The 22,397-nt window shown below is 66.1% G+C and carries 16 protein-coding genes; 5 read left to right on the top strand and 11 right to left on the bottom strand.

The genetic code is table 11. From position 1 onward, the window contains the following. Positions 1–70 precede the first annotated feature (70 nt). The 4 genes from AC1DYP_RS13965 to AC1DYP_RS13950 all read right to left on the bottom strand — a co-directional run bounded on the left by AC1DYP_RS13965 (position 71) and on the right by AC1DYP_RS13950 (position 6,907). The gene (locus AC1DYP_RS13965) at positions 71–2,137 is read right to left on the bottom strand and encodes a TonB-dependent receptor plug domain-containing protein (RefSeq protein WP_477046818.1); all 2,067 of its coding nucleotides are present in this window, start codon (positions 2,135–2,137) and stop codon (positions 71–73) included. A gap of 238 nt (positions 2,138–2,375) precedes the next feature. After that, positions 2,376–2,588, bottom strand: a complete 213-nt coding sequence (locus AC1DYP_RS13960) for a hypothetical protein (protein ID WP_477046817.1) — start codon at positions 2,586–2,588, stop codon at positions 2,376–2,378. Positions 2,589–3,273: 685 nt separating this feature from the next. Further along, positions 3,274–3,801 (bottom strand): SLATT domain-containing protein, encoded by a 528-nt coding sequence (locus AC1DYP_RS13955; RefSeq protein WP_477046816.1) that lies wholly within the window; start codon positions 3,799–3,801, stop codon positions 3,274–3,276. Between the two features lies 1 nt (position 3,802). Then, a complete protein-coding gene (locus tag AC1DYP_RS13950) occupies positions 3,803–6,907 on the bottom strand; it encodes an HD domain-containing protein (RefSeq protein ID WP_477046815.1) in 3,105 nt (1,034 codons plus the stop codon). 315 nt (positions 6,908–7,222) lie between these two features. Here AC1DYP_RS13950 and hisS point away from each other — a divergent pair, with 315 nt between their 5' ends. The 3 genes from hisS to hisG are packed head-to-tail and all read left to right on the top strand — an operon-like array spanning position 7,223 to position 10,819. Next, positions 7,223–8,710 carry a histidine--tRNA ligase gene (gene hisS, locus AC1DYP_RS13945; RefSeq protein ID WP_477046814.1) on the top strand — a complete coding sequence of 496 codons (1,488 nt, stop codon included), beginning with the start codon at positions 7,223–7,225 and terminating at the stop codon, positions 8,708–8,710. A 1-nt stretch (position 8,711) separates the two neighbouring features. Beyond that, positions 8,712–9,869 carry an ATP phosphoribosyltransferase regulatory subunit gene (locus AC1DYP_RS13940; protein ID WP_477046813.1) on the top strand — a complete coding sequence of 386 codons (1,158 nt, stop codon included), beginning with the start codon at positions 8,712–8,714 and terminating at the stop codon, positions 9,867–9,869. Beyond that, complete coding sequence (hisG, locus tag AC1DYP_RS13935; RefSeq protein WP_477046812.1) at positions 9,866–10,819, top strand: ATP phosphoribosyltransferase; 954 nt, start codon at positions 9,866–9,868, stop codon at positions 10,817–10,819. The genes AC1DYP_RS13940 and hisG overlap by 4 nt, the downstream gene beginning before the upstream one ends. A 444-nt stretch (positions 10,820–11,263) precedes the next feature. Here hisG and AC1DYP_RS13930 read toward each other — a convergent pair whose 3' ends face one another. From AC1DYP_RS13930 to ybaL, 6 genes are all read right to left on the bottom strand, one after another. Continuing rightward, complete coding sequence (locus AC1DYP_RS13930; protein ID WP_477046811.1) at positions 11,264–13,405, bottom strand: M13 family metallopeptidase; 2,142 nt, start codon at positions 13,403–13,405, stop codon at positions 11,264–11,266. Between the two features lie 206 nt (positions 13,406–13,611). Further along, on the bottom strand, positions 13,612–14,091 hold the full coding sequence (locus AC1DYP_RS13925; RefSeq protein WP_477046810.1) for a copper chaperone PCu(A)C: 480 nt from the start codon (positions 14,089–14,091) through the stop codon (positions 13,612–13,614). Between the two features lie 14 nt (positions 14,092–14,105). Continuing rightward, positions 14,106–14,606 carry a YcnI family protein gene (locus AC1DYP_RS13920; RefSeq protein ID WP_477046809.1) on the bottom strand — a complete coding sequence of 167 codons (501 nt, stop codon included), beginning with the start codon at positions 14,604–14,606 and terminating at the stop codon, positions 14,106–14,108. An 11-nt stretch (positions 14,607–14,617) separates the two neighbouring features. Then, entirely contained in the window at positions 14,618–16,672 is a 2,055-nt protein-coding gene (locus tag AC1DYP_RS13915) for a TonB-dependent receptor family protein (protein ID WP_477046808.1), read from the bottom strand. A 71-nt stretch (positions 16,673–16,743) separates the two neighbouring features. Beyond that, the gene (locus tag AC1DYP_RS13910; protein ID WP_477046807.1) at positions 16,744–17,076 is read right to left on the bottom strand and encodes a DUF2946 family protein; all 333 of its coding nucleotides are present in this window, start codon (positions 17,074–17,076) and stop codon (positions 16,744–16,746) included. 82 nt (positions 17,077–17,158) lie between these two features. Beyond that, positions 17,159–18,811: a YbaL family putative K(+) efflux transporter gene (gene ybaL / locus AC1DYP_RS13905; RefSeq protein ID WP_477046806.1), complete on the bottom strand. Its 1,653-nt coding sequence runs from the start codon at positions 18,809–18,811 to the stop codon at positions 17,159–17,161. A 71-nt stretch (positions 18,812–18,882) separates the two neighbouring features. Between ybaL and AC1DYP_RS13900 the strand changes: the two genes are divergently transcribed. Both AC1DYP_RS13900 and AC1DYP_RS13895 read left to right on the top strand, forming a co-directional pair. After that, positions 18,883–19,131, top strand: coding sequence for a helix-turn-helix transcriptional regulator (locus tag AC1DYP_RS13900; RefSeq protein ID WP_477046805.1), 249 nt, complete (start codon positions 18,883–18,885; stop codon positions 19,129–19,131). Between the two features lie 38 nt (positions 19,132–19,169). Further along, positions 19,170–20,942: a cation:proton antiporter domain-containing protein gene (locus AC1DYP_RS13895; protein WP_477046842.1), complete on the top strand. Its 1,773-nt coding sequence runs from the start codon at positions 19,170–19,172 to the stop codon at positions 20,940–20,942. Here the strand turns inward: AC1DYP_RS13895 and AC1DYP_RS13890 are convergent. After that, the gene (locus AC1DYP_RS13890) at positions 20,939–22,333 is read right to left on the bottom strand and encodes a hypothetical protein (RefSeq protein WP_477046804.1); all 1,395 of its coding nucleotides are present in this window, start codon (positions 22,331–22,333) and stop codon (positions 20,939–20,941) included. The genes AC1DYP_RS13895 and AC1DYP_RS13890 overlap by 4 nt on opposite strands. Between the last annotated feature and the right edge of the window lie 64 nt (positions 22,334–22,397).

Genomic DNA, 22,397 nt, shown 5'->3' with positions numbered 1-22,397 from the left:
AGGGCATGCCCCAGTAAGGCATGGCCCAGTAAGGCATGCCCCAATGAGGGGCGGCCCGCCCGCGCCATGGCTAGAACGTCTTGCGCAGCCGCAGCGTCACGAAGGTGCGCGGGTTGATGTCGCGCTCCTCGGTGAAGTCCACCGGCCGGGGCGGGGTGCGGTCCGAATAGACCGTGCGGCGGATCACGAAGTCGTCCCAGATGTTCAGCTGGGCCCGCAGGGACAGGGTCGGGGTGGGCTTGTACTCCACGAAGCTTTCCACATAGCCCGCCCCGCGCCAGCCGCTGGTCTGGTCCGGGTCGTAGGTGCCCAGGCCCAGCAGCGGCAGCCAGTTGACGCCCCACTGGGTCTTCCAGGCCGCGATGTCCTGCTGGAAGCCGATATTGGCCTGGGTCGGGCGGATGTCCGAGATCGGACGGTCCTCGCCCGTGGTCGGATCGGTGACGTGGGTCTCGTTCCAGTCGTTCTTGAAGGTGAAGCGGCCGCCCTTGATCCCCCACTTGTCGGTGGGCACCACGATGTTGACCGACAGCTTGTCCAGCGTGCCGTTGCCGATGTTGCCCGTCGCCGACAGGCCGCCGGGCAGGGGCAGGCGGTCGATCACGTCGATGATCTCGTCGTGGCGATAGCCGATCGAGACGATGCCCTCGCCCCAGAAGCGGCGCTCGTAGGTGACTTCCGAGATCCAGCGCTGCTCGGGCACCAGCTCGACATTGCCGCCGTAGACGTTGCCGTCGTCGAAGTCGGACGAGGCCACGAAGTCGTTGAAGTCCAGCTGGCCCAGCTCGCGCTCGAAGCGCACCCGCAGCTGGTGGTTGGCCTTGGGCGTCCAGGTCGCCTGGAAGCGGGGCTTGGCGTAGAAGAAGCTCTCCTTGTTCGAGGCGTCGCCCGACTGCTTGATCGTCGAGGTCTCCAGCCGCAGGCCGCCCTCCAGGGTCAGCCGGGGGTTCACCCGCCAGGTCGCCTTGGTGAAGGCCTCGCCGCGCAGCTCCTCCACCTTGACCGAGGCCGAGGGCAGGTCGATCGCCGTCCCGTTCTCGACATAGGCCTGCTGGGTGTCGAGCATGTTGTAGGCCACCTCGCCGCCGGCCTCGATGGTCAGGGCGGCGCTGCGCTCGTGGCGCACCAGGGCCCGCAGGATCGACTCCGAGGAGTCGCCCTTGGCGGTGAAGCGCTGCGCGACGCCCGCCTCGTTGTCGCTGCCGGTCGCCACCTCGTCGAAGTCCTCGAACTGGTGGATGACCCGGGTCTCCAGCGTCCATTTCGGCTTGATCGGGCGGATATAGGTCAGGCCCAGCTCGCCCGACTTGGTGTCCTCGGCGTAGTCGCTGTAGCGCAGCACGCCCGGCGAGGTGATCTTCTGCCACTCCTGCCAGTCGTGGATGCCGTACTCGGCCGTCGCCTCGATCTTGCCGCCGGCCAGGGGCCCCGAATAGTTCAGCCGCGCCGAGTCGCCGCCGCCCCAGCCGTCATTGACGAAGGCCTCGTCGCGCAGCACCGCCCCGCTGGCGTCGCGGCGGATGTTGCGGCCCACGCCGTTGGAGTCGCTGGTCGAGGTGCCGTCGCTCAGCAGCACGCTCCAGCTGCGCTCGCCGTTCTTGGCGGTGAACTGGTAGCTGCCGCCCCAGACGTCGTGGCCGCCGTCGAACAGGACGTTGTTCCAGGTGACGATCGACTGGCGGTTGGCGGCGGTCTTCAGGATGACGTTCACCACCACCGAATAGCCCTGCATGTCGATGCCGGCCGCGCCCCCGCGGATCAGCTCGATGCGGTCGACCTGGCTGGCCGAGGTGCGGTCCAGCACGTCGGTGCCGGCGTCGTTCTTCGAGGCCGGGCGGTTGTTGTTGATCAGGATGTTGCCGACCGAGCCCTCGAAGCCGCGGGTGCCGGCGCCGTCGTCGGGCGTGAAGCCCGGCACGCGCTCGACCATGTCCAGGGCGGTGTTCGGACGCTGGCTGGCGAAGAAGTCGGGGGTGAAGACCAGCACGCCCTTCTGGGTCGCGTCGTCCAGCGGCGCCTGGCTGGTCGGACCCGTCGGAACGGGGGCCTGGGCGGCTTGCGGCGCGTCGGCGGCGTGGGCGGCGCCCGCAACGGTCAGGTAGGCAGCGGCGGTCGCCAGCAGCATGGTCTTGGTCATCGTGTCATCCCCTCAGATGTCGCGATAACTGCCGACCCCGGACGGTCATCTCAAGTTACAAGCCTGAAAGGTGGATTACTTCTGTGACAGATTACACGACGTTCATGTTCGTGGACTGTGGGCGGCTGTGGATAAATCAGTAAAGGCGTCGTTAAGACTTGGATGGACCTGGAGAACATTGGAGACGTGGTCGGGGACATGCGCCGCGCGCAGTCCCCGACGGTCAGGCGCCCGATAGTCAGGGACGGTCCTTGCTCCCCGTCGCCGCCAATCGGGCCACGGTCTGCTCCCGGAGGCGCAGGATCCTCAGATTGATCTCCCGCATCAACGCCTCGCCCGAGGACTCGAGCCGGGCCTGGATCTCCGCGTCGGTGAGGCGGTCGAGGTCGTCCGTCTTCCCGAAGGCGGCCAGGTGATCGTTGGCGGGCGTGGGCGGCTTGGGCTTGCTCATCGAAATCTCCATGAAGGTTGGGTGGGGCTGGCGCGCGGCCGGGGACATGCCCTTCGGGCGTGTCCCCAAATCTCGCACGGTGTCTGTTGGGGACACGCGCGAGCGCATGTCCCCGTCGGGAAACCCGACAGGCTTGGGGGGCGGCGGAGCGTCCGGGCCATGCCCGGTGTAGGATTGTGGAGTGTACCGTTTCGGCCTGGGCCGGAGCGCTCCGCGCGGCCTGTGCTCGAGAGCCTTCGGATCGCGGATTTTTAACCCGCTCCGATGGAGGCCCCCGGCGGGCAGGACGTTGGCGTGTCCTGGACCGCGCGGGCGATTTCAGCCCGCGCCTGGCGCCTCCGCCGATCCCTCGCCGCCTGGGCTTCGTCCCGATGTTTCAGGAGCCTGCCCAGGACCATGCGAAGCGTCACTCAAGACCACCGACGAACGCTTCCCGCTCGACCGCCCCCGCCACCCGCCAGGTCGCCAGCTGGACGGCCTCCCCGGTGGTGGGGCGAGGAGTATTATGCGGGCGTTTTGGAGGTGTAGGACGAGATTGGGTCTGTGCTCGGCGTGGGCGGGCGTAGGGCGTTGAATTTGTTGGGGGTGGGGTGGGTGTGTGCCCGTGGTGAAAAGGGGATGGAGCTTAGGTAGGTGGTTGGCTTGATCTATTGTCCGGGTCCGAAGCAATCGAGCGGAGGCGTGCTTACCCCTTGCCGTCAGCACTTAACTTATCAAATGCGGCTCTTGTTTCATTCATCCATTGTGAGGTTTCAGCTTGCATAACGGAAGAGGCAAGTTCGACTTGCTCAAGGCATAGAGCTGACCAGTCAAACGGTTGAGCTTGCGACAACACGTAGGCCCATTTCACCCGATAAGTAGCCTGCGTCGCTTCAAGGCGCATCGCAGTCGCTAGCAATCTAGCCCAAGCCGAGGTTAGTCCAAACGACTTATCGATCGCCAAGAGAGCGGCACCGGTTGCGAGGAGTAGATAGCCCCAGTCGTTTATATCTATTTTCAATGCGGAGGAGAGCAAGGGGCAAATTGCCCCTCCCGAAAACATCAAAATACATAAAATCCGTATGATAGAACTCGTGACTTGTCTATCTTTCTTTTTTTTCCTATACCACAATATGTTTTCGCTCAACCACTGATCTACCCAGCAGTAAGCCTCATTTGCCGTTTGCGGAAGCTCGGAGGGGCTTCCTGATGATTTCTGAATTGGATTTTCCATTCTAGAGGTCACCCTCAAATCCGCGCTGAAGCCATGCAAATGGATCAAAGCACGCGAGCTCAGGGCCGCATTGTTGTAAAGCGCCCAAAAATTCCGGGATTTGCGTCAACATATTGGCTCGAAGTTTTGCTGCTTGCTCCTTAAGTGACGACTCAGCGAACTCTAAAGAATCTTCGATCGATGATGGTCTTCCCCGCATCACGAATCGGATGGAGTCAAGGTATACAATCGCCTCTAAATTCTTTCCTTCATCGTCAGAGAGTAAAAGTGGGGATATAAAATCCGAAATAGGAGTCCCCGGCAGAAGATATACGGCACCTTTTAGGGTCGCAAATTGATATCCATCGAGACCCGTTGTGGCCGGTTCTCCGACGGCGAAATATACATCATCCGGAGATCCACGCCTATTCATGCGCATTCGTTCACTAAACTCGCTTAGATAGGGAACATAGTCTCTATTGCCAGTACGCCTTAATCTGATGGAGATAGATCTCTCAGAGCCCCACATAGGTTCGCTGCCAACCAGTGTCCACTTTGCGTCCAGTCTGCGTGACTTCGGGTCGGCCGTTAGCTCCGACGGTTCAAAATGCTTTGACAGGACTGAGTAGGTCGAGCCAGATTCCCGGATATTCTGCACGAAAAGGTTATTGCTCGATTTTGCAGAATTTTCGAACCCGCACGCTTCGAGAAGATCGCCAGATTGCAGATCTTGTTGCGCCTCTTTCACAAGCGTTTCGATCGACCGGACGAGTTGCGAATCTGTGGTGAAGAACGTCCCTGCCTCAATCAGCTGGCTTAATGATGCCGCCTTCCTTCCCTCTCGGCTCTCGACGAGAAAGAGCGGTAGTTCGGCAAAAGCAGTTTCGCTAATGACGCGTTTTGCCACACGAGCAACGCGTTCGTTCTCCAGGGGGCTCATGAGATAGGGCATCTCATTGACGGATTTAGTCAATGAAAAGCCCTCCTCCTTGTGCAACCTTTGCGACTCTTCCCGGATGTGGTCGTAGAATACGTCATATATGCTCCTCGTGGCTCTTAACTCTTCGGGCGTTTCTTCAAGTGAAGAGCGAGCCACGTTGGTCCGAGGTGCACTCGGTCCGGTAGCATTGGCGCAAGCTAGAAGCCCTCTAGATAGGTAGCCTGGCGTGCTAAAATCAACTGCGATACCTTCAATCGCCGTTCCTATCGGAGCTATTTCATCGCGCAAATTTTCCTCTCTGTCGCCGACAGTGATAAACGACCAGTCTCTAAAGAATGAATCGTATTTCAGAGCATAAGCGAGCTCAAGTCCGTCAACTTTACGCTCAACAACCTTGGTCTTTGTCGATGAAAAACGCCTCGCTGTCTCTGGCGTTTCCAAGAATGACTCGATTGCGGCCTTCGGTGAGGAAAAACCAACAGCTATCGGTTCATCATCGTCGATTGATACATTCACCGCGCAGCGTGGGAATTGAATCCACTTTCTTACAGTTGCTAGTACGTCCACGCGTCGCGCGCTTGCCCGTAGCTTAAGGGTCACCGATGTACCGTTTGGGGCGAGCTGCTTAGCGGGCAAATCGCTCGTTTTATCTAGAAGGCGTATCAAGTACTGCCCGTGAACCGAGCGCAATGATATTTGGCGGGCCTGGTCTTCATCCTGAGAACAGGTGACTATTTCTACGCTGTCTGCGATCATAAACGCCGATAGGACGCCTATACCAAAGCGACTGATGGGAGAAAAGTTCGGATATTGTTCGCGAAATTTCGGATCTTGGTATCTTGAGGAGCCGACCTTAAGAAGGTGCTTTTGGACAATTTCTTGTGTCATTCCGGTTCCATTATCCGAAACGCACAATTCTCTTTTTTCTGAATTCCACCGTATGTCCACTCGGCCAATCTTAGTGGAATCCTGACCAGCAATTCCCGCCTGGAGGCGCACAGCATCTATTGCATTCTGGATCAGTTCGCGAACGGCCACCGTGCTGTCATTATATAGAGTGTGGCCGGTAAGTAGGTCGAGAATCTTGGCTTGATCCAGTTCAAAGCCGAACGTCTCAGTAAGAAATCCTTCCGCCTCAATCCCTGAAGTGTCTATATGTCTCCATGGAAAGGGATACTTCTTAGGGGTATCCCTTTTTGACTTTTCTGCAATTTCGTATGACCTAGCGAGCTGTGATTCAGCGTATCGTAAATAAGAAGTTAGTCCGAAAAATCCATTCTCATCCGTGAACTTAGCGAATACGCCGACTGTATCTCTCGGTGCAGATTCGTCGATCACGCCTTCTTTGTCTCGCCCGGGTAGGGACATGACCCGGCGTACAGCTTTCTGCTTCGCCCACTCAATTTGTGACACCGGATCAGTGGGGTTGACCAGTCGAAATAAGACTGGGGGAGCCCGATCACTTGTTATTTGAAGAAGGTCAGATGTTCTAAGTATTAGCGATATATATTGTATATTGACGGTCTCATTGTCACTGTTGCCATAAGGCTGCGTGAGTTTGTATTTTTTTGAGTTGTCCACGTCATCGAGGTTGTGGCTTTCGCAAATCAATCCAAGGTCAAATCGGATTTCCGGTGATAATGGGCTTAGGAGGCGACTAATTTCCGACAAAGAGCGGTCAGTGCAGCCAATTGAAGGGTCCGATTTGCCCTCAATCCAGCAACGGGAACGAGCCCCATGGTTAGCTCGAACAAATTCCTGATATAGAAAACGATCGTGTTCGTCGCCTTTGATTGCGTCGACTTTCGCTCTGTAGTCAGCACCCTCAGGTCCAGAAAATAATCTCGTTTCACAAAAATCTCGAAAACCGGTCTTTGCTCGGTCATTAAATTCTTCGTCAGTAACTATTAGTCCGATATCGTGCAAATATATAGCTAAAACTAGAAGAAGCCAATCTCCGGGTGACATAATTTTGGATGCGGCTGGTGGGATTATCCAGTCAAGAGATTTGAGCATTTCATGGACATGGCCGAAGTCATGTACCGTGTATGAGGAAAAGAATTTTGAATGTACCCGGCTAAGTAGGGATTCAACAACGCGCCTGACATCGTCAAGATTTATGGGGAAGCTCTTTAACGCCGTTGCGGCTTCGGCCTGCAATTCAGCGTGCGTCTTTTCATACGGCATCCATTACCCCTCCCAAGGTTAAGCTCTCATAGGTAGCATGTTCAGGTGCCGTAGCAATATGTGAGGACCTGGAAGCTGGGCCTGAAGCCCGTGAAGTAGAACCCCTTCCCCCCCGCCGCCTCATCCGCTATAGCCCCGCCTACCATGACCCGTACGCCGCATCATCACGGCCGCCACCACCATCCGACCTCGCCTCGCGGGATCGGCCGGGTCCGTTCGCTCTAGGCGAACCCCCTGCCTGAGCCCCGCCCAAGGCGGATGGGGCTTCGTACAAGCGCCATCCGTCGAGACCTACGACCAGGACCCGACGCGCGCATGACCGACACCAAAGACACCCCCCCGGCGGAAGCCTTCCGCCCCGAGGCCCGCAACCCGCGCGGGTTCGCCGACAAGCGCGCCCGCGATCTGCGGGCCGAGCGGGCGATCCTGGAGGCGGTGTCGGCGGTCTATGAGCGCTACGGCTTCGAGGCGCTGGACACCGGGGCGTTCGAATATGCCGACGCCCTGGGCAAGTTCCTGCCCGACAGCGACCGTCCCAACGAGGGGGTGTTCGCCCTGCAGGACGACGACGACCAGTGGATGGCGCTGCGCTACGACCTGACCGCGCCCCTGGCCCGCTTCGCCGCCCAGAACTGGGAGACCCTGCCCAAGCCGTTCCGCCGCTACGCCTTCGGGCCGGTGTGGCGCAACGAGAAGCCGGGGCCGGGGCGGTTCCGCGAGTTCATCCAGTGCGACGCCGACACCGTCGGCTCGGCCCGTCCCGAGGCCGACGCCGAGATCATCGCCATGGCGGTCGAGGGCCTGCAGGCCGCGGGCCTGCCGCGCGGCGCGGCGGTGCTGAAGATCAACAATCGCAAGCTCCTGAACGGCCTGCTGACCGCGGCCGGGGTCGAGACCAACGGCCAGAAGCTGGGCGTGCTGCGCGCCGTCGACAAGCTGGACCGCCTGGGCGTCGAGGGCGTGCGCCTGCTGCTGGGCGAGGGCCGGCTGGACGAGAGCGGCGCCTTCACCAAGGGCGCGGGCCTGGCGGGCAAGGCGATCGACTCGGTGCTGGACTTCGTCCAGGCCGGATCCGGCGGGCGCTCGGACACCCTGGCCAAGATCGCCAACGTCATCGGCGGTTCGGCCGAGGGCGACGAGGGGCTGGAGGAGCTGGCCAAGATCGACGCGGCCCTGAAGAGCCTGGGCGTGGCCGACGACCAGGCGCTGTTTGAGCCGTCGATCGTCCGGGGGCTCGAGTACTACACCGGCGCGGTGTTCGAGGCCGAGCTGCTGCTGTCGACCACGGACGACAAGGGCCAGAAGGTGTCGTTCGGCTCGATCGGCGGCGGCGGGCGCTATGACGACCTGGTGGCGCGGTTCACCGGCCAGGTGACCCCGGCCACGGGCTTCTCGTTCGGCGTCTCGCGCCTGGCGGCGGCGCTGCGGGCGGCGGGGCGCGAGCCCGGCGGCGTCGCGCGCGGGCCGGTCGTGATCATCAATTTCGACCAGGCCCACATGGGCGAGTACTTCTCCGTGGTCGGAGAGCTGCGCAACGCCGGCATCGCGGCCGAGGTCTATCTCGGGACCTCGGGCATGCGGCCGCAGATGAAATACGCCGACCGCCGCATGGCGCCGGCCGCCATCATGCTGGGCGGCGACGAGATCGCGGCCGGCACGGTCACGATCAAGGATCTGGATCTTGGGCGCGAGCTCGCCGCTGGCGTCGCCGACAACGCCGCCTGGAAGGCCGAGCGGCCCGGCCAGCAGACGATCCCGCGCGGCGAGCTGGTCGCGGCGGTCAAGACGATCATCGGGGGTTGATGTGAGGCTCGAGCGTTCCATTCCGACGGAGGCGCTCGACGCCATCCGCGCTCCGTTCCTGGTCGCCGGCGCCACGCCGACCGACGCGCCCGTGCTGCAGCCCCTGGGCCTGCTGCTGGACCTGGCCGGCGAGGCCATGCGCTCGCGGCTGTTCGTGGTCTCGGGCGATGTCGGCGAGGAGGCCTGCCTGCGCCCCGACTTCACCGTCGCCATCGCCCGCGAGCACCTGGCGGCCGGCAAGGGGCAAGGCCGCTACTTCTATGAAGGCAAGGCGTTCCGCGTCGCGCCGCGCGGCAGCGACCGGGCCGAGGAGTTCCTGCAGGTCGGGGTCGAGGCCTTCGAGGCCGGCGATCCCGTGGCCGCCGACGCCGAGATCGCCGCCCTGGCCTGGGCCTCGGCCGCGGCCGGCGGACGCTCGGACCTGACCCTGCTGCTGGGCGACGTCGGCCTGTTCGGCGCCTTCGTCGACAGCCTGGGCCTGACCCCGCCGCTGGGCGCGCGGCTGAAGCGGGCCTTCACCAAGCCCCGCCAGCTGAAGATCGAGCTCGAGGGCGGATCGTCGGCCCTCGGACAAGCAGTGGGCGAAGAGAAAAGCCGGATCGCCGCCTTGCTGGCCGGCCTGCCCGAGGCCGAGGCCTCGGCGGTGCTGCAGGAGCTGTGGTCCCTGGCCGGCATCGAGCCGGTGGGCGGCCGCCGTCCCGCCGAGATCGCCCACCGCCTGGTCGAGCGCGCCCAGGCCGTGCAGGCCGGCAAGCTGTCGACCGCCGAGGCCGACGCGGTGCGGGCCTTCCTGGCGGTCAGCGACCGTCCGGGCGCGGCCCTGGACGCCATCTCCGCCCTGGGCGGCCCGCAGCGGGCGGCGCTGGACGCGGCCCTGGGCGGCTGGCGCCAGCGCCTGGCCGGCATGGTCGCGCGCGGCGTGCCGGAAGACCGCCTGCGCCTGACCGCCGCCTTCGGCCGGGCGTTCGGCTATTACGACGGCTTCCTGTTCGAGGTGCGCAGCGACGCCCTGGACGAGGAGCGGCCGGTGGCGGCCGGCGGCCGCTACGACGGCCTGCCCGCGCGCCTCGATACAACAAGAGTGGGCGCGGAAACCAAGACCGGCGCGGTGGGCTGCATGGTCCGTCCCGCGCGAGCCTATGCGGGAGGCGGCGAATGACTGCTCCGATGATCTTCGCCATTCCCTCGAAGGGCCGCTTGAAGGAGCAGGTCGAGGCCTGGCTGGCCGAGTGCGGCTTCCGGCTGGAGATGTCGGGCGGCTCGCGTGGCTATAGCGCCGAGCTGTCGGGCCTGCCGGGCGTGTCGGTGCGGCTGCTGTCGGCCGGCGACATCGCCGCGGGCCTGGACAGCGGCGAGCTGCACCTGGGCGTCACCGGCGAGGACCTGCTGCGCGAGCGCGGCGACGACATGGACGCGCGGGTCATGCTGCTGCGGGCCCTGGGCTTCGGCCGCGCCGACCTGGTGGTCACCGCCCCCAAGAGCTGGCTGGACGTCGACACCATGGCCGACATCGACGAGGTCGGTCACGCCCATCTCGCCAAGACCGGCCGCCGCCTGCGGGTGGCCACCAAGTACGTCACCCAGACCCGGGCCTTCTTCGCCCGCCACGGCGTGGCCGACTACCGGATCGTCGAGAGCAGCGGCGCCACCGAGGGCGCCCCGGCGGCCGGCGCGGCCGAGCTGGTCGTCGACATCACCACCACCGGGGCTACCCTGGCGGCCAACGGGCTGAAGGTGCTGAGCGACGGGGTGATCCTCAAGAGCCAGGCCCAGCTGACCGCCTCGCTGATCACGCCGTGGACGGACGGCCAGATCGAGTCGCTGGCGCGGCTGCTGTCGGTGGTCGAGGCCAAGGGGCGGGCGCGGAACATGGCCACCCTGGTGTGGCCGGCCGAGCAGGACACGGCGGGCCAGGCGGCCGTGGCGGCGTTCGTCGGCCAGGGCGCTCGCCGGGCCAACGGCGCCCTGCTGGCCGCCTCGGACCTGTTCGAGGCCGCCGCCGCCCTGGGGGCGGCCGGAGTCGAGCCGGTCACGGTCTCGCGTCCCGACTACGTCTTCGAGTCGCGATCGGCCGTTCTGGACAAGCTTCGGGAGCGGTTGGTCCGGTAAGTTTTGACTGGATTGTCAAAAAACCGGTAGGAGATCGGCGATAAGTTTGACCCGCCGGTCCAATCTAACGGTTTTATGTCAAAAATATCGCGAGCCCTTGCGGATTCACGATCGTTGCCGTTGACACCATCTCGGATTTGCCGTTTCTAACCCTTGCAAGGAAGAAACGAGCCCAAAGAGAGCTCCCTTCCTTCGGCGTTTCGGGGAGGAAACGCCCACCTAGATCGAATGATCGAGAAATAGCTGGACCCGTCGCGATTATCCCCCGCGACGGGTTTGGTGTATCTGGGGTCTGGCTCCAGTTTTTGACAGACTCGATAAAAACGGCGGCTCCGCGATGCGGGCCGCCGTTTTTGCGTTCTGGCCTGGGGACATGCACTTGTGCGTGTCCCCAGTTTCAGGGCGTCGGTGGGGACACGCGCGAGCGCATGTCCCCGGTCGAAGTCACCAGATCCGAACCCGGTCCTCCGGCGCCACGTACAGCTTGTCGCCGGGCTTGACGTCGAAGGCCTTGTACCAGCCGTCCTGGTTCCGGATCGTGCCGTTGACGCGGTAATAGGCCGGCGAGTGGGGGTCGCTGACCACCTGCTGGCGCAGGGCGTCGTCGCGGATCTTCGAGCGCCAGACCTGGGCCCAGCCGAGGTAGACTCGCTGGTCGCCGGTGAAGCCGTCGATCACCGGGGCCGGCTTGCCGCCCAGCGAGGCGTGATAGGCCTGCAGGGCGAAGGCCAGACCGCCCATGTCGCCGATGTTCTCGCCCATGGTCAGCTGGCCGTTGACCTTGGCGCCGGGCAGGGGCTCGAAGGCGCCGTACTGGGCGCCCAGCATGTCGGCCTGGGCCTTGAACTTGGCGGCGTCCTCGGCCGTCCACCACTCGCGCAGCATGCCCTTGCCGTCCGACTTGCGGCCCTGGTCGTCGAAGCCGTGGCTGATCTCGTGGCCGATCACCCCGCCGATGCCGCCGTAGTTGACGGCCGGGTCGGCGTCCGGATGGAAGAACGGCGCCTGCAGGATGGCGGCCGGGAAGACGATCTCGTTATTGACCGAGTTGTAGTAGGCGTTGACCGTCTGCGGGGTCATGCCCCACTCGCTCTTGTCGACCGGCCCGTTCAGCCGATCGACGTCGTGACGCCACTCGAAGGCCGCCGAGCGCAGGGCGTTGCCGTAGACGTCGTCGGCCTTGACCTCCAGCTTGGAGTAGTCGCGCCACTTGTCGGGATAGCCGATCTTGACCGTGAAGTTGGCCAGCTTGTCCTCGGCCTGGGCCTTGGTCTGCGGCGACATCCAGTCCAGCGTCTCCAGGCGGGCCTTCAGCACCGTGCGGATGTTGCCGACCAGGTCGATCATCTTGGCCTTGGATTCCGGCGGGAAGTAGCGGGCCACGTAGACCCGGCCGACCGCCTCGCCCAGCTGGCCGTTGACCGCCGCGACGCCGCGTTTCCAGCGGGGCTTCTGCTCGGGCTGGCCGGCCAGGGTCTTGTTGCGGAACTCGAAGCTGGCGTCGACGAAACGCTTGGACAGCATCGGGGCGGCGCCGTCGGCCACCTTGAACGCCTGCCAGGCCTTCAGCGTGTCCAGCGGGGTGTCGGCATAGACCTTGGCGAACTTGGGGAAGGCGGTGTTGGTGGTCACCACCACGCGGTCGATCTTGGGCAGCTCGGTGCCGACCAGATAGCGGTTCCAGGCGAAGCCCGGGGTCAGGGCCTGCAGCTCGGCCAGGGTGGCGGGGTTGTAGGTCTTGTCGCGGTCGCGGCGCTCGGCGCGGGTCCAGGAGGCGTCGGCCAGCTGGGTCTCGAACGCCACGATCGCCTTGGCGCTCTCGGCGGGCTTGTCCCAGCCGATCATGGTCAGCGTCTGGGCGATATAGGCCTCGTAGGCGGTCTTCTTCTCGGCGAACTTGGCGTCGAGATAGTAGTCGCGGTCGGGCAGGCTGAGGCCGCCGGTCGTGGCGTAGACGGCGTAGCGCGTCGGGTTCTTGGCGTCGGCGCCGATGCCCAGGCCCAGGATCGCCGAATAGCCGGTGGTGGGATTGCGGCCCATCAGGGCGGTGAAGTCGTCCTTGGTCCCGACCTTGCGGATGTCGGCCAGCTCGCCGGCGATCGGCTTGGCGTCCAGCTTCTCGGCCAGGGCCTCGTCCATGAACGCCTTGTAGGCGGCGCCGATCTTGACGGTGTCGGCGTCGGGCGCGGTGCTGGCCGCGGCCTCGGTGATGATCGCCTTGGTGCGGGCCTCCGACAGTTCCGACAGCTTGTCGAAATTGCCGTAGCGGGTGCGGTCGCTGGGGATGGCGGTGTTGGCGTCCCAGGTCCCGTTGGCGAACTTATAGAAGTCGTCGCCCGGCTTGACCGAACGGTCCATGCCCGCCGCGTCGAAGCCCCAGGTCCCGTAGCGCGGCGACTCCAGCGACATCGTCGGCGCGCCGGCGGTCGGGGTGTCGGCGGCCACGAACAGCGACTGCAGGGTGCAGCCGTCGTTCAGGCAGGCGTGGTCGTGGTCCCCCTCTAGGAGATTTGGGCGCGCTTGGGCGCCGAAGGCCGAGAGGGACAGCGCGGCCATGGCGGCGGCGGCGAACCAGATTCGTTTCATGGAAGCAGCGATCCGTTGGAAAATCCGAACCGCGACTTGGCCATCCCCGGGGCCTTTTCGCCCCTTACTTTTTTGTCATGTTTGGGGGAGGGCGGGCGAAGTGCGACGGTATCGGGCGCCGAAAGTCGCTCCGCGACGGAGGCGGACACTATTCGCCCTCCCTCTCTCAAAGAGAGAGGGGTTCTGACGTGCAGGTTACGCCGTCTTCAATGATCCATATGCATCCCGGCCATCGGATCGGCCTTTGGCGGACCCGCCTCGACCGACAGGTCGATGCGCAGCTTGCGGCCGCCGTCGAACACCAGGGTCAGGGGAACCTTGCCGCCCAGGGCCTGGGCCTTGGTCAGGCCCATCAGCATCAGGTGATAGCCGCCGGGGGCGAAGTCGACCTTGGCGCCGGGGGCGATGGTCAGGCCGCCGGTCACCGGCCGCATCGACGAGACGCCGCCGGCCATGCTGGACTGGTGCAGGGTCGCCGAACGGGCGGCGGGGGTCTCGACGCCGACCAGCTTGACCGGCTTGGCGCCGACATTGGCCACCGTCAGGTAGCCGACGCCGTTCATGCCGGCCTGGGCGGGGCGGGTCCACGGGCGGCGGACCTCGATCCCGCCGGCGCGGTAGTCGCCGGCGAAGGCGGGAGCGGAGAGGGTGAGGGCGGCGAGGGCCGCGAGGGCGAAGCGGTTCATGGCGTTTCTCGGCATCAGTGTTTCATGCCCGGCATGGAGGGCATTTGTTCGGCGGCGGCGGGGATCAGGCGCACGGTCGGGGCCGGGCGGGTCAGTTTCTCGCCGGGGCGTTCGGGATCGGGGATCTCGGTCCACTGGCTCTCGCCCTTCTCGCAGGACTGGATCACCGGGAAGACCAGCGCGCCCGGCTGAGCCGGCAGCTTCATCAGCAGGGCGAAGTCGTCGAACTGGTCGTCGGGCAGGCGACCGGTCCAGGTGATCGCGGTGGCGCGGTCACCGTCCTTTTCGACATCGATCGTCCAGCCGGTCTTGGGCTGCGGCCGGGCCGAGGCCACGCCGTCGGGGACCTCGACCCGCACCTTCAGCGTCGTGTCGCCGGCCGCGCAGGCGTGGCCGACGCGGAAGGCGATGGCGGAATAGGAGCCGGCCTTGGCCTCGCCGGGCGCGGCGACGACGTGGGCGGCGGCGGGAAGCGGGGCCAGCAGGGCCAGAAAGGCGATCAGCGGAGCTTTCATGACGTTTCTCCTCAGAAGCCGACCGTGACGCCGCCGAACACCGACCGGCCATCGCCCGGCCAGAGCGTGGCGGTCGCCGCGGTCCAGGTCACGGCGGCCTGGGTGTTGGACACATAGGCCTTGTCCGCCAGGTTCCGCGCGTCGAGGAACAGCGACACCTGGCCGCTGACCTTCCAGCCGGCGTTCAGGTTCAGGATCGCGTAGCCCGGCGCCTTCTTGGTGTTGGCGTAGTCGATCCATTGGTCGCTGGCCGACCACTCGACGGACGGGGCCAGGAACCAGCCGCGCGGGTCGTCGTAGCGGACCTCCGAGCGGTAGAAGTTCTGAGGCACGATCGGCAGGCGATTGTCGCCGAACTGGATGTCGTCCTCGAAGCGGAAGTCGGACCAGGTCCAGGTCTGGCGGATGCGCCAGCGCGGGGCCACGGCCCAGTCCAGCGCCGCCTCGATCCCCTGTTGGACCGTCTTGTCAGCGTTGAAGGTGGAGGCCGGGATCGACGAACTGACCGCATATTGCAGCATCTCGTCTTTCAGGTCGGCGCGATACAGGGTGACGTCGTAGGTGAACGGGCCGGTGTGGCCGCGCGCGCCGACCTCGCCGGTCCAGGCCTTCTGGGCGCGGACGGGCGTGAAGCCGGTGTTGGTCGGGGTCATCGAACTGAAGTTCGGCGGCTCGACCGAGCGGGTCAGGTTGGCGAAGATCTGGTTGCCGGTCTCGTCCTGCCAGAGCAGACCGATGCGCGGCGACACCCAGTCGTAGGTCTTGTCGGCCTTCAGGTTGAACGTCGTAGCGACGCCCGGGACCGCGAAGCTGGTGTAGTCCCGCTCCGCCTGGCCCCAGGTCGCGCCCGCCACCACGGCCACGCGGTCGGTGACGAACAGGCGGCCCTCGCCGAACACATCGACGGCCTTGGCGTTCTGCTGCGTCCGCGAGGTCGGGGCGCCGCGAGCGCCGCGGACATTGACGTAGAAGTTGGAGTCCATGTCGCCGGTGCGGTACCAGGCGCCGAAGAAGGCGTCGGCGCGCTTGCCGCCGATCTGGCCGTCCCAGTCGAAGCGGCCAAAGGCGCCGTAGTTGCGGCTCTGCTGGTCGATGACCTGGAAGATCGGGTGGTCCAGGTCCTTCCACACCGCATAGAGCGAACCTTGGAAGACCAGATCGTCGCCGAGCCGCCAGGTCGTGCCCAGCGAACCGCGCACGCCGCGCTGGTTGCGGCCCTGGTCGCCACTGGCGTTGCCCACGGCGGTCTGGCGCGGATTGGCCTCGAACTGAGCCAGGGTCAGCGATCCAGGGATCTCCTGGTTGATGTTCGAGCCGTTGACGATGAACCGGACCTCGCGGTCCTGGCCGAACGATCGGCCGATGTTCAAGGATCCGAACTGGATGTTCTGCTGGCTCTGCGAGCGCCAGCCTTGGCCGGTCTGGTTGGTCGCGGCGGCATAGACGTCCCAGTCGCCCGACTGGCGGGCGATGGCGACATGCTCGCGGAGCAGGCCGTAGGAGCCGCCGTCGATGCGGACCTGATTGTCGAACCCGGCGTCCTTGCCCGTGGGCGTGACCATGTTGATCGCGCCGCCCAGCAGGGCCCCGCCGAAGCGCAGGGCGTTGCCGCCGCGATAGACCTCGGCGTAGCGGGTGTTCAGCGGGTCGGCGACCTGGCTGTCGCCAAAGCCGTCGGCCTCGTTCAACGGCACGCCGTCCTGGGCCAGCAGCAGGCCGCGATTGTGGTTGGCGTTGCCGATTCCCGAGCCGCGGATCGAGATGCGGACATCCCCGCCCCACTTGCGCTGGGCGTACACGCCGGGCGCGTCGCGCAGCATGTCGTCCAGACCCAGGGTCTCGCGATGGATGTAGGATTCCTGCGAGATCACCGACACGCCGCCGGGCGTTTCCGACAGGCGCCGGCGCGCGGCCGCCACGACCGGCGGATCCTCGGGATTGGGACGGGCGGTGACGATGACCGAGTCGACGGTGGAGCGTTGGTCGTCTTCGGCCGCGTACGCGGCGGATGACAGGAGGCAGAACGTGGCGCCGGCCAGAAGGGCCAGGCGGAAGGAATTGGACATGAAAAGAGCCCCGAAAGCATGACGACGCGCGTCGGCATGCGGCCGTAACGCGCGAGACGAAGGTCAGGCGATCAGGCGGTCGGTGGTCCCTGTCCGGGCGGACGGGGAGGCGCCCGGGCCAGGGCGACGCCGGTCAGGGCCGCGCGGGGGGCGGGGGCGATGCGGGCGCCGTAGAGCACCGGGGCGACGGCGATGTCCGGCGGGGTGGTGGTCGCCAGGGCGACGGCCACGCACTGGGCGCAGGGCAGGCCGCCGAATCCCTTTGGATCCTTCTTGCCGATCACGTCGCCGGCGACTTCCACCGACTTGGCGCCGTCGGCGGTGCAGATCAGCACCGACTGGCCGGAAGCGTCGTGGGCCATGGCCGCGGCCGGCATCAGCGCCTGGACGAGCACGGCCAGCATCGCCAGCAGGGCGATGGGCCAGGTTATAACCTGCGGAGACAGCTKGGGTCCCGGCTTTCGCCGGGATGAATGGAAGTAAAAGCTAGTGCACGGACGCCGCCGGAGCCGCCCGCTTCGGCGCCAGGGCCAGCATGCCGCGCGCGATCTCCTGTTCGCCGATCAGGGCGTGGGTGGCGCCCATCTGGGTCAGCAGGTCGACGTCGGCGTCGGTATAGGCGCGGGCGATGATCTTGACCTTCGGGTTGGCGGCGCGGGCCTGCTCGATGATCCGGGCGGCCTCGAACGGGCTGGGCACGGCGACGAACAGGTGGGTGGCCTCGGCCAGGCCCGCCTTGAGCAGGATTTCGGGGCGCACGGCGTTGCCCTGCAGCACGTCGAAGCCGCCGGCCCGCAGTTCGTCGGCCCGTTCGCCCTCGTCCTCGATCACCACCAGCGGCATGCGGCCCTTCAAGCCCTCGGCGACGGCCTTGCCGACCCGGCCGTAGCCGACCAGCACGCCGTGCGGCTGGGCGGCGATCGCCGGAGCCACCGGCTCGCCGGTCCGGCCGACCAGCTTGGGCAGGATCTTGTCGAGCACCGCGAACAGCAGCGGGTTGAGCAGGATCGACAGGATGGCGCCCGCCAGGATCAGGTCCTGACCCTCCTTGGGCAGCAGCTTCAGCGACACGCCCAGGCCGGCCAGGATGAACGAGAACTCGCCGATCTGGGCCAGGCTGGCCGAGATGGTCAGGGCCACGCTCTGCGGGCGCTTGAAGGCGATGACGATCATCCAGGCGGCCACCGACTTGCCGATCACAATGATCGCCAGGGTCGCCAGCACCGCCAGGGGCTCGCGCAGGATCACCGACCAGTTGAACAGCATGCCGATCGACACGAAGAACAGCACGGCGAAGGCGTCGCGCAGCGGCAGGGTCTCGTTGGCGGCCTGCTGGGAAAGCTCGCTCTCGGCCATGATCATGCCGGCGAAGAAGGCGCCCAGGGCGAACGACACGCCGAACAGCGCCGCCGAGCCGAACGCCACGCCCAGGGCGATGGCCAGCACCGCCAGGCGGAACAGCTCGCGCGAGCCGGTGTGGGCGATGCGGTGCAGGATCCAGGGGATCACCCGGCGGCCGACGATCAGCATCAGGGCGACGAAGGCCGCGACCTTGCCGATGGTGATGGCGAAGGCGCCGGCGACGCCGCCCGGTCCCGGCGGCGGGGCCTCGCCGCCCATCATGCCCGACAGGGCCGGCAGCAGCACCAGGGCCAGCACCATGGCCAGGTCCTCGACGATCAGCCAGCCGACGGCGATGCGGCCGCGGTCGGTCTCGATCAGCCGGCGTTCCTGCAGGGCGCGAAGCAGCACCACGGTCGAGGCCACCGACAGGGCCAGGCCGAACACGATCCCCGCCCCCAGGGTCCAGCCCAGCAGGTGGGCCAGGCCGATGCCCATGGCGGTGGCGGCCAGGATCTGCACCACGGCGCCGGGGATGGCGATCTTGCGCACCGCCAGCAGGTCCTTGACCGAGAAGTGCAGGCCCACCCCGAACATCAGCAGGATCACCCCGATCTCGGCCAGCTGCGGCGCCAGCTCCTGATCGGCCACGTAGCCGGGCGTGAAGGGGCCGACGATCACGCCGGCCACCAGGTAGCCGACCAGCACGGGCAGCTTCAGCCGGTTGGCGATGGCGCCGAACACGAAGGCCAGGCCCAGGCCGGCGCAGATGGTGGCGATCAGGGATGTGTGGTGCAAAGGCTCTCCTTGACGGTCAACATTTTCGGGCGTACTCAACCAATATGGGTGACAAAGCCCGGGAGCGCCAGATGCCCCACGCAAAAATTCTCCTGCCGGCCCAATGTCGCGGCGCGCGCGGCCTGCTGGGCTGGTCGCAGGGCGACCTGGCCGACAAGGCCGGCGTCTCGCGCAGCACGGTCAAGGACTTCGAGACCGAGCGCCACGCCCTGCACCATAGCACCGAACGGCTGCTGATCGACGCGCTGGAGGTCGGCGGGGTCGCGCTGATCCCACCGGACGACGCGGGCGCCGGCGTAAGACTGAAACTCGCCAGCTAGGAACCAGGCAAGAGGGGCAAGACCACGTGAACCACGCGATGTCGCCGGCGGACTACAAGGACCTGGTGCTGTTCCTGGCCACGGCGGGCATCGTCGCGCCGCTGTTCAAGCGGCTGAAGCTGAACCCCATCCTCGGCTTCCTGATCGCCGGCGTGATCCTGGGGCCGTTCGGCCTGGGCGCGCTGAGCCACACCTTCCCGTGGCTGGACTACGTCACCGTCGACAACCCCCAGGAAATCGCCCAGCTGGCCGAGTTCGGGGTGGTGTTCCTGCTGTTCATGATCGGGCTGGAGCTGTCTTGGGAGCGGCTGCGGCTGATGCGCAAGCTGGTCTTCGGCCTGGGCGCCCTGCAGATGATCGGCTGCTCGCTGGCGCTGGGGGGCATCGCCATGGCGCTGGGCCAGCAGCCGGTCGCGGCCCTGGCGATCGGCGCGGCCCTGACCCTGTCGTCCACCGCCATCGCCGTGCCGGTGCTGGTCGAGCGCAAGCGCCTTCACGCCGAGGGCGGGCGGGCCACCTTCTCGGTGCTGCTGTTCCAGGACCTGGCGGTGGCCCCGATCCTGATCACCCTGGCGATCCTGGGCCGGGGCGACGGCACGTTCGGCCTGCGCGACCTGCTGGCCCTCGGGCCGGCGGTGGTCGGCCTGGGGATCATCGTGCTGTTCGGCCGCCTGGCCCTGCGGCCGATGATGCGCTCGGTCGCCAAGGCCAAGAGCGAAGAGATGTTCATGGCCGCCTGCCTGCTGGTGATCATCGGGGCGGGGCTGGTGGCGTCGCTATCGGGCCTGTCGATGGCCCTGGGCGCCTTCGTGGCCGGCATCCTGCTGGCCGAGACCGAGTACCGCCACGAGGTCGAGGTCAAGATCGAGCCGTTCAAGGGGCTGTTGCTGAGCCTGTTCTTCGTGTCGCTGGGCATCCGGCTTGACCTGTCGCTGCTGATCGCCTCGCCGGTTTTCGTGCTGGGCGTCGCCGTGGGCCTGATCGTCGTCAAGGGCGTGATGATCATGGGGCTGGGCCGGCTGTTCGGCCTGTCGAACCGCGCGTCGATCGAGGCCGCCCTGACCCTGGCGGCCGGCGGCGAGTTCGCCTTCGTGATCCTCGACAACGCCATGGCCGCCAGTGTCGTCTCCGACCAAGTGGGCCAAGCCGTTCTGGTGGCCGCCACCCTGACCATGTTCCTGATCCCGGTCCTGTCGGCGGTCGGCGGACGCCTGGCCAAGCGCGCCCCGGCCCCCGTCGCCGAGGCTCCCGATCTGGTGGGCCTGCAGAGCGAGGAGCCGGCGGGCCGGGTGCTGGTGGTCGGCTACGGCCGGGTCGGCCGGCTGGTCGGCGACATGCTGGATCGCCACGAGCTGCCCTGGATCGCCATCGACCGCGACCCCAGCTTCGTCCAGCAGGGCCGCCGCGCCGGCCACCGCGTCTATTTCGGTGACGCCTCGCGGGTGGAGCTGCTGGAGCGCTGCGGCCTGGACCACGCCCGCGCGGTGGTGGTGACCATGGATTCGCCGGAAGCCGCCGAGGCGGTGGTGGCCACCGCCCGCGGCCATCGCCCCGACCTGACCATCGTCGCCCGGGCCCGCGACGCCCGCCACGCCGCCCGCCTGTACGAGCTGGGCGCCACCGACGCGGTGCCCGAGACCATCGAGGCCTCGCTGCAATTGTCCGAAGCCGTGCTGGTCGACATCGGCGTGCCCATGGGCCTGGTCATCGCCTCGATCCACGAGCGCCGCGACGAGTACCGCAAGGTGCTGAACCGGCCGGACGCGCTAGGCGGCAAGCGCAAGCGGTTGAGGGACGCGGGCCGGGTCTAGGCGGCGCAGGCCGGACGCGCCACGGCCTCGTCCAGCCGGGTCAGCAGGGGGCTCGTCACCGGATAGTGGGTTGGCTCGGGGCTGAACGTGAGGCGGGCGTCGCGGAAGGCGGCGCAGGCCTCGGTCCCGCGCCCCAGCGCGTCCAGGGCCAGGCCGCGCTCCAGCAGGCCTTCGGCGATCCGCGGCAGCATGTGCCCCTCCATGGGATCGGTAGGGGTCGGGCGGGCGTTGTCGCGCATCAGCTTCAGGCTGATATCCAGCGTTTTCAACGCCTCGGCGGGTTCGCCGGACAAGCGCTGGGCTCGGGCGACATTGATCAGGTGCGTGCCGGTGTCAGGCTTTCCGCGCGATGTGTTGACGACGGACCAGAACTCGGCGACGGCCCGCAGCAGCGGCAGGGCCTGGCGCGGCGCGTCGACCCGCATCAGGTCGTCAGCGATCTGCCGGAAGTAGTCGACTGAAAAGCGGGCCGGATAGCCGTCCGTCCAGCGGTTGATCGAGATCTCGCCCCGGAACGATCCGTCCGCGACCGTGAAAGGTTCGTCTTGGGCCAGGGAGACGGCCTTGCTGGCGCTGTCGAGCACGCCGGCGCGATCGCCGGCCGCTGCGGAGACCCTGGCCCTCGAGACGTAGGCGTCCATCAGGACGGCCTCGACTCCGTTCTCATCGAAGCCGTCCAGAGGGCGGGTGCGCAGCGGGGCGAGCGTGGTCTCGACGCGGGCATAGGTCTCGGCGGCGGCCTTGTTGTCGTTCATGCGTTCCTGCGGGGAGCCCTGGCGGGCGATCATGCCGGCCAACCGGATGGTCGTATCCGGATCCCGCTGGACTTCAGCCAGGGCGCGCCAATGTTGTTCGCCTCTCCGAAGCAAGGCCAGGGCGGCGGACTGATCGGCGTCCCGTTCGACGGTGAGGGACCGGTACATCCGCGCCAGCATCTCTTCGTCGGAGCGTCCCGGAAGAGCCTTGCTGCGCACGACGTCGAGCGCGCCGGTTTCGTTGCCCTTTCGCAGCCGGACCTCCGCCAGTTCCTCCAATGCGGTGTTCGAGGGCGACAGGCGCAAGCGCTCCTCGGCCACGGCCTGGGCTCCGTCCAGGTCGCCCGAGGCGGCCAGCAGGTGCACGGTGAAGGACCAGGCATTGTCGCGGCGGCCGTCGTCGCCGCACTGGGCGATCACCTTTTGCGACATCGCCGCCGCCTCATAGGGGATCGGGCGGTAGTGATCGATGAAGACGGACCAGAAATAGACAGCCATCCGCGCCGACGGGTCGTTCAGCGGCTTGTCGAGGCGCGCGACGCTGGCGGCGCAACGCGTGGCGGCCTCCTTGTCGTCCCGGGCCTGGGCCGGACTGGCGAGCACGAGGGCGGCGGCGAGGATCAGGAGGGCGCGCATGCGGTCAAGCTAGACGAGGCGCCACTTCCGGTCGAGCGCTCTCATCGCTTTGACAATCGGTGAT

This window comes from Caulobacter sp. P1_D6 (assembly GCF_056406095.1).
This window is presented reverse-complemented; position numbering and strand designations above follow the sequence as displayed.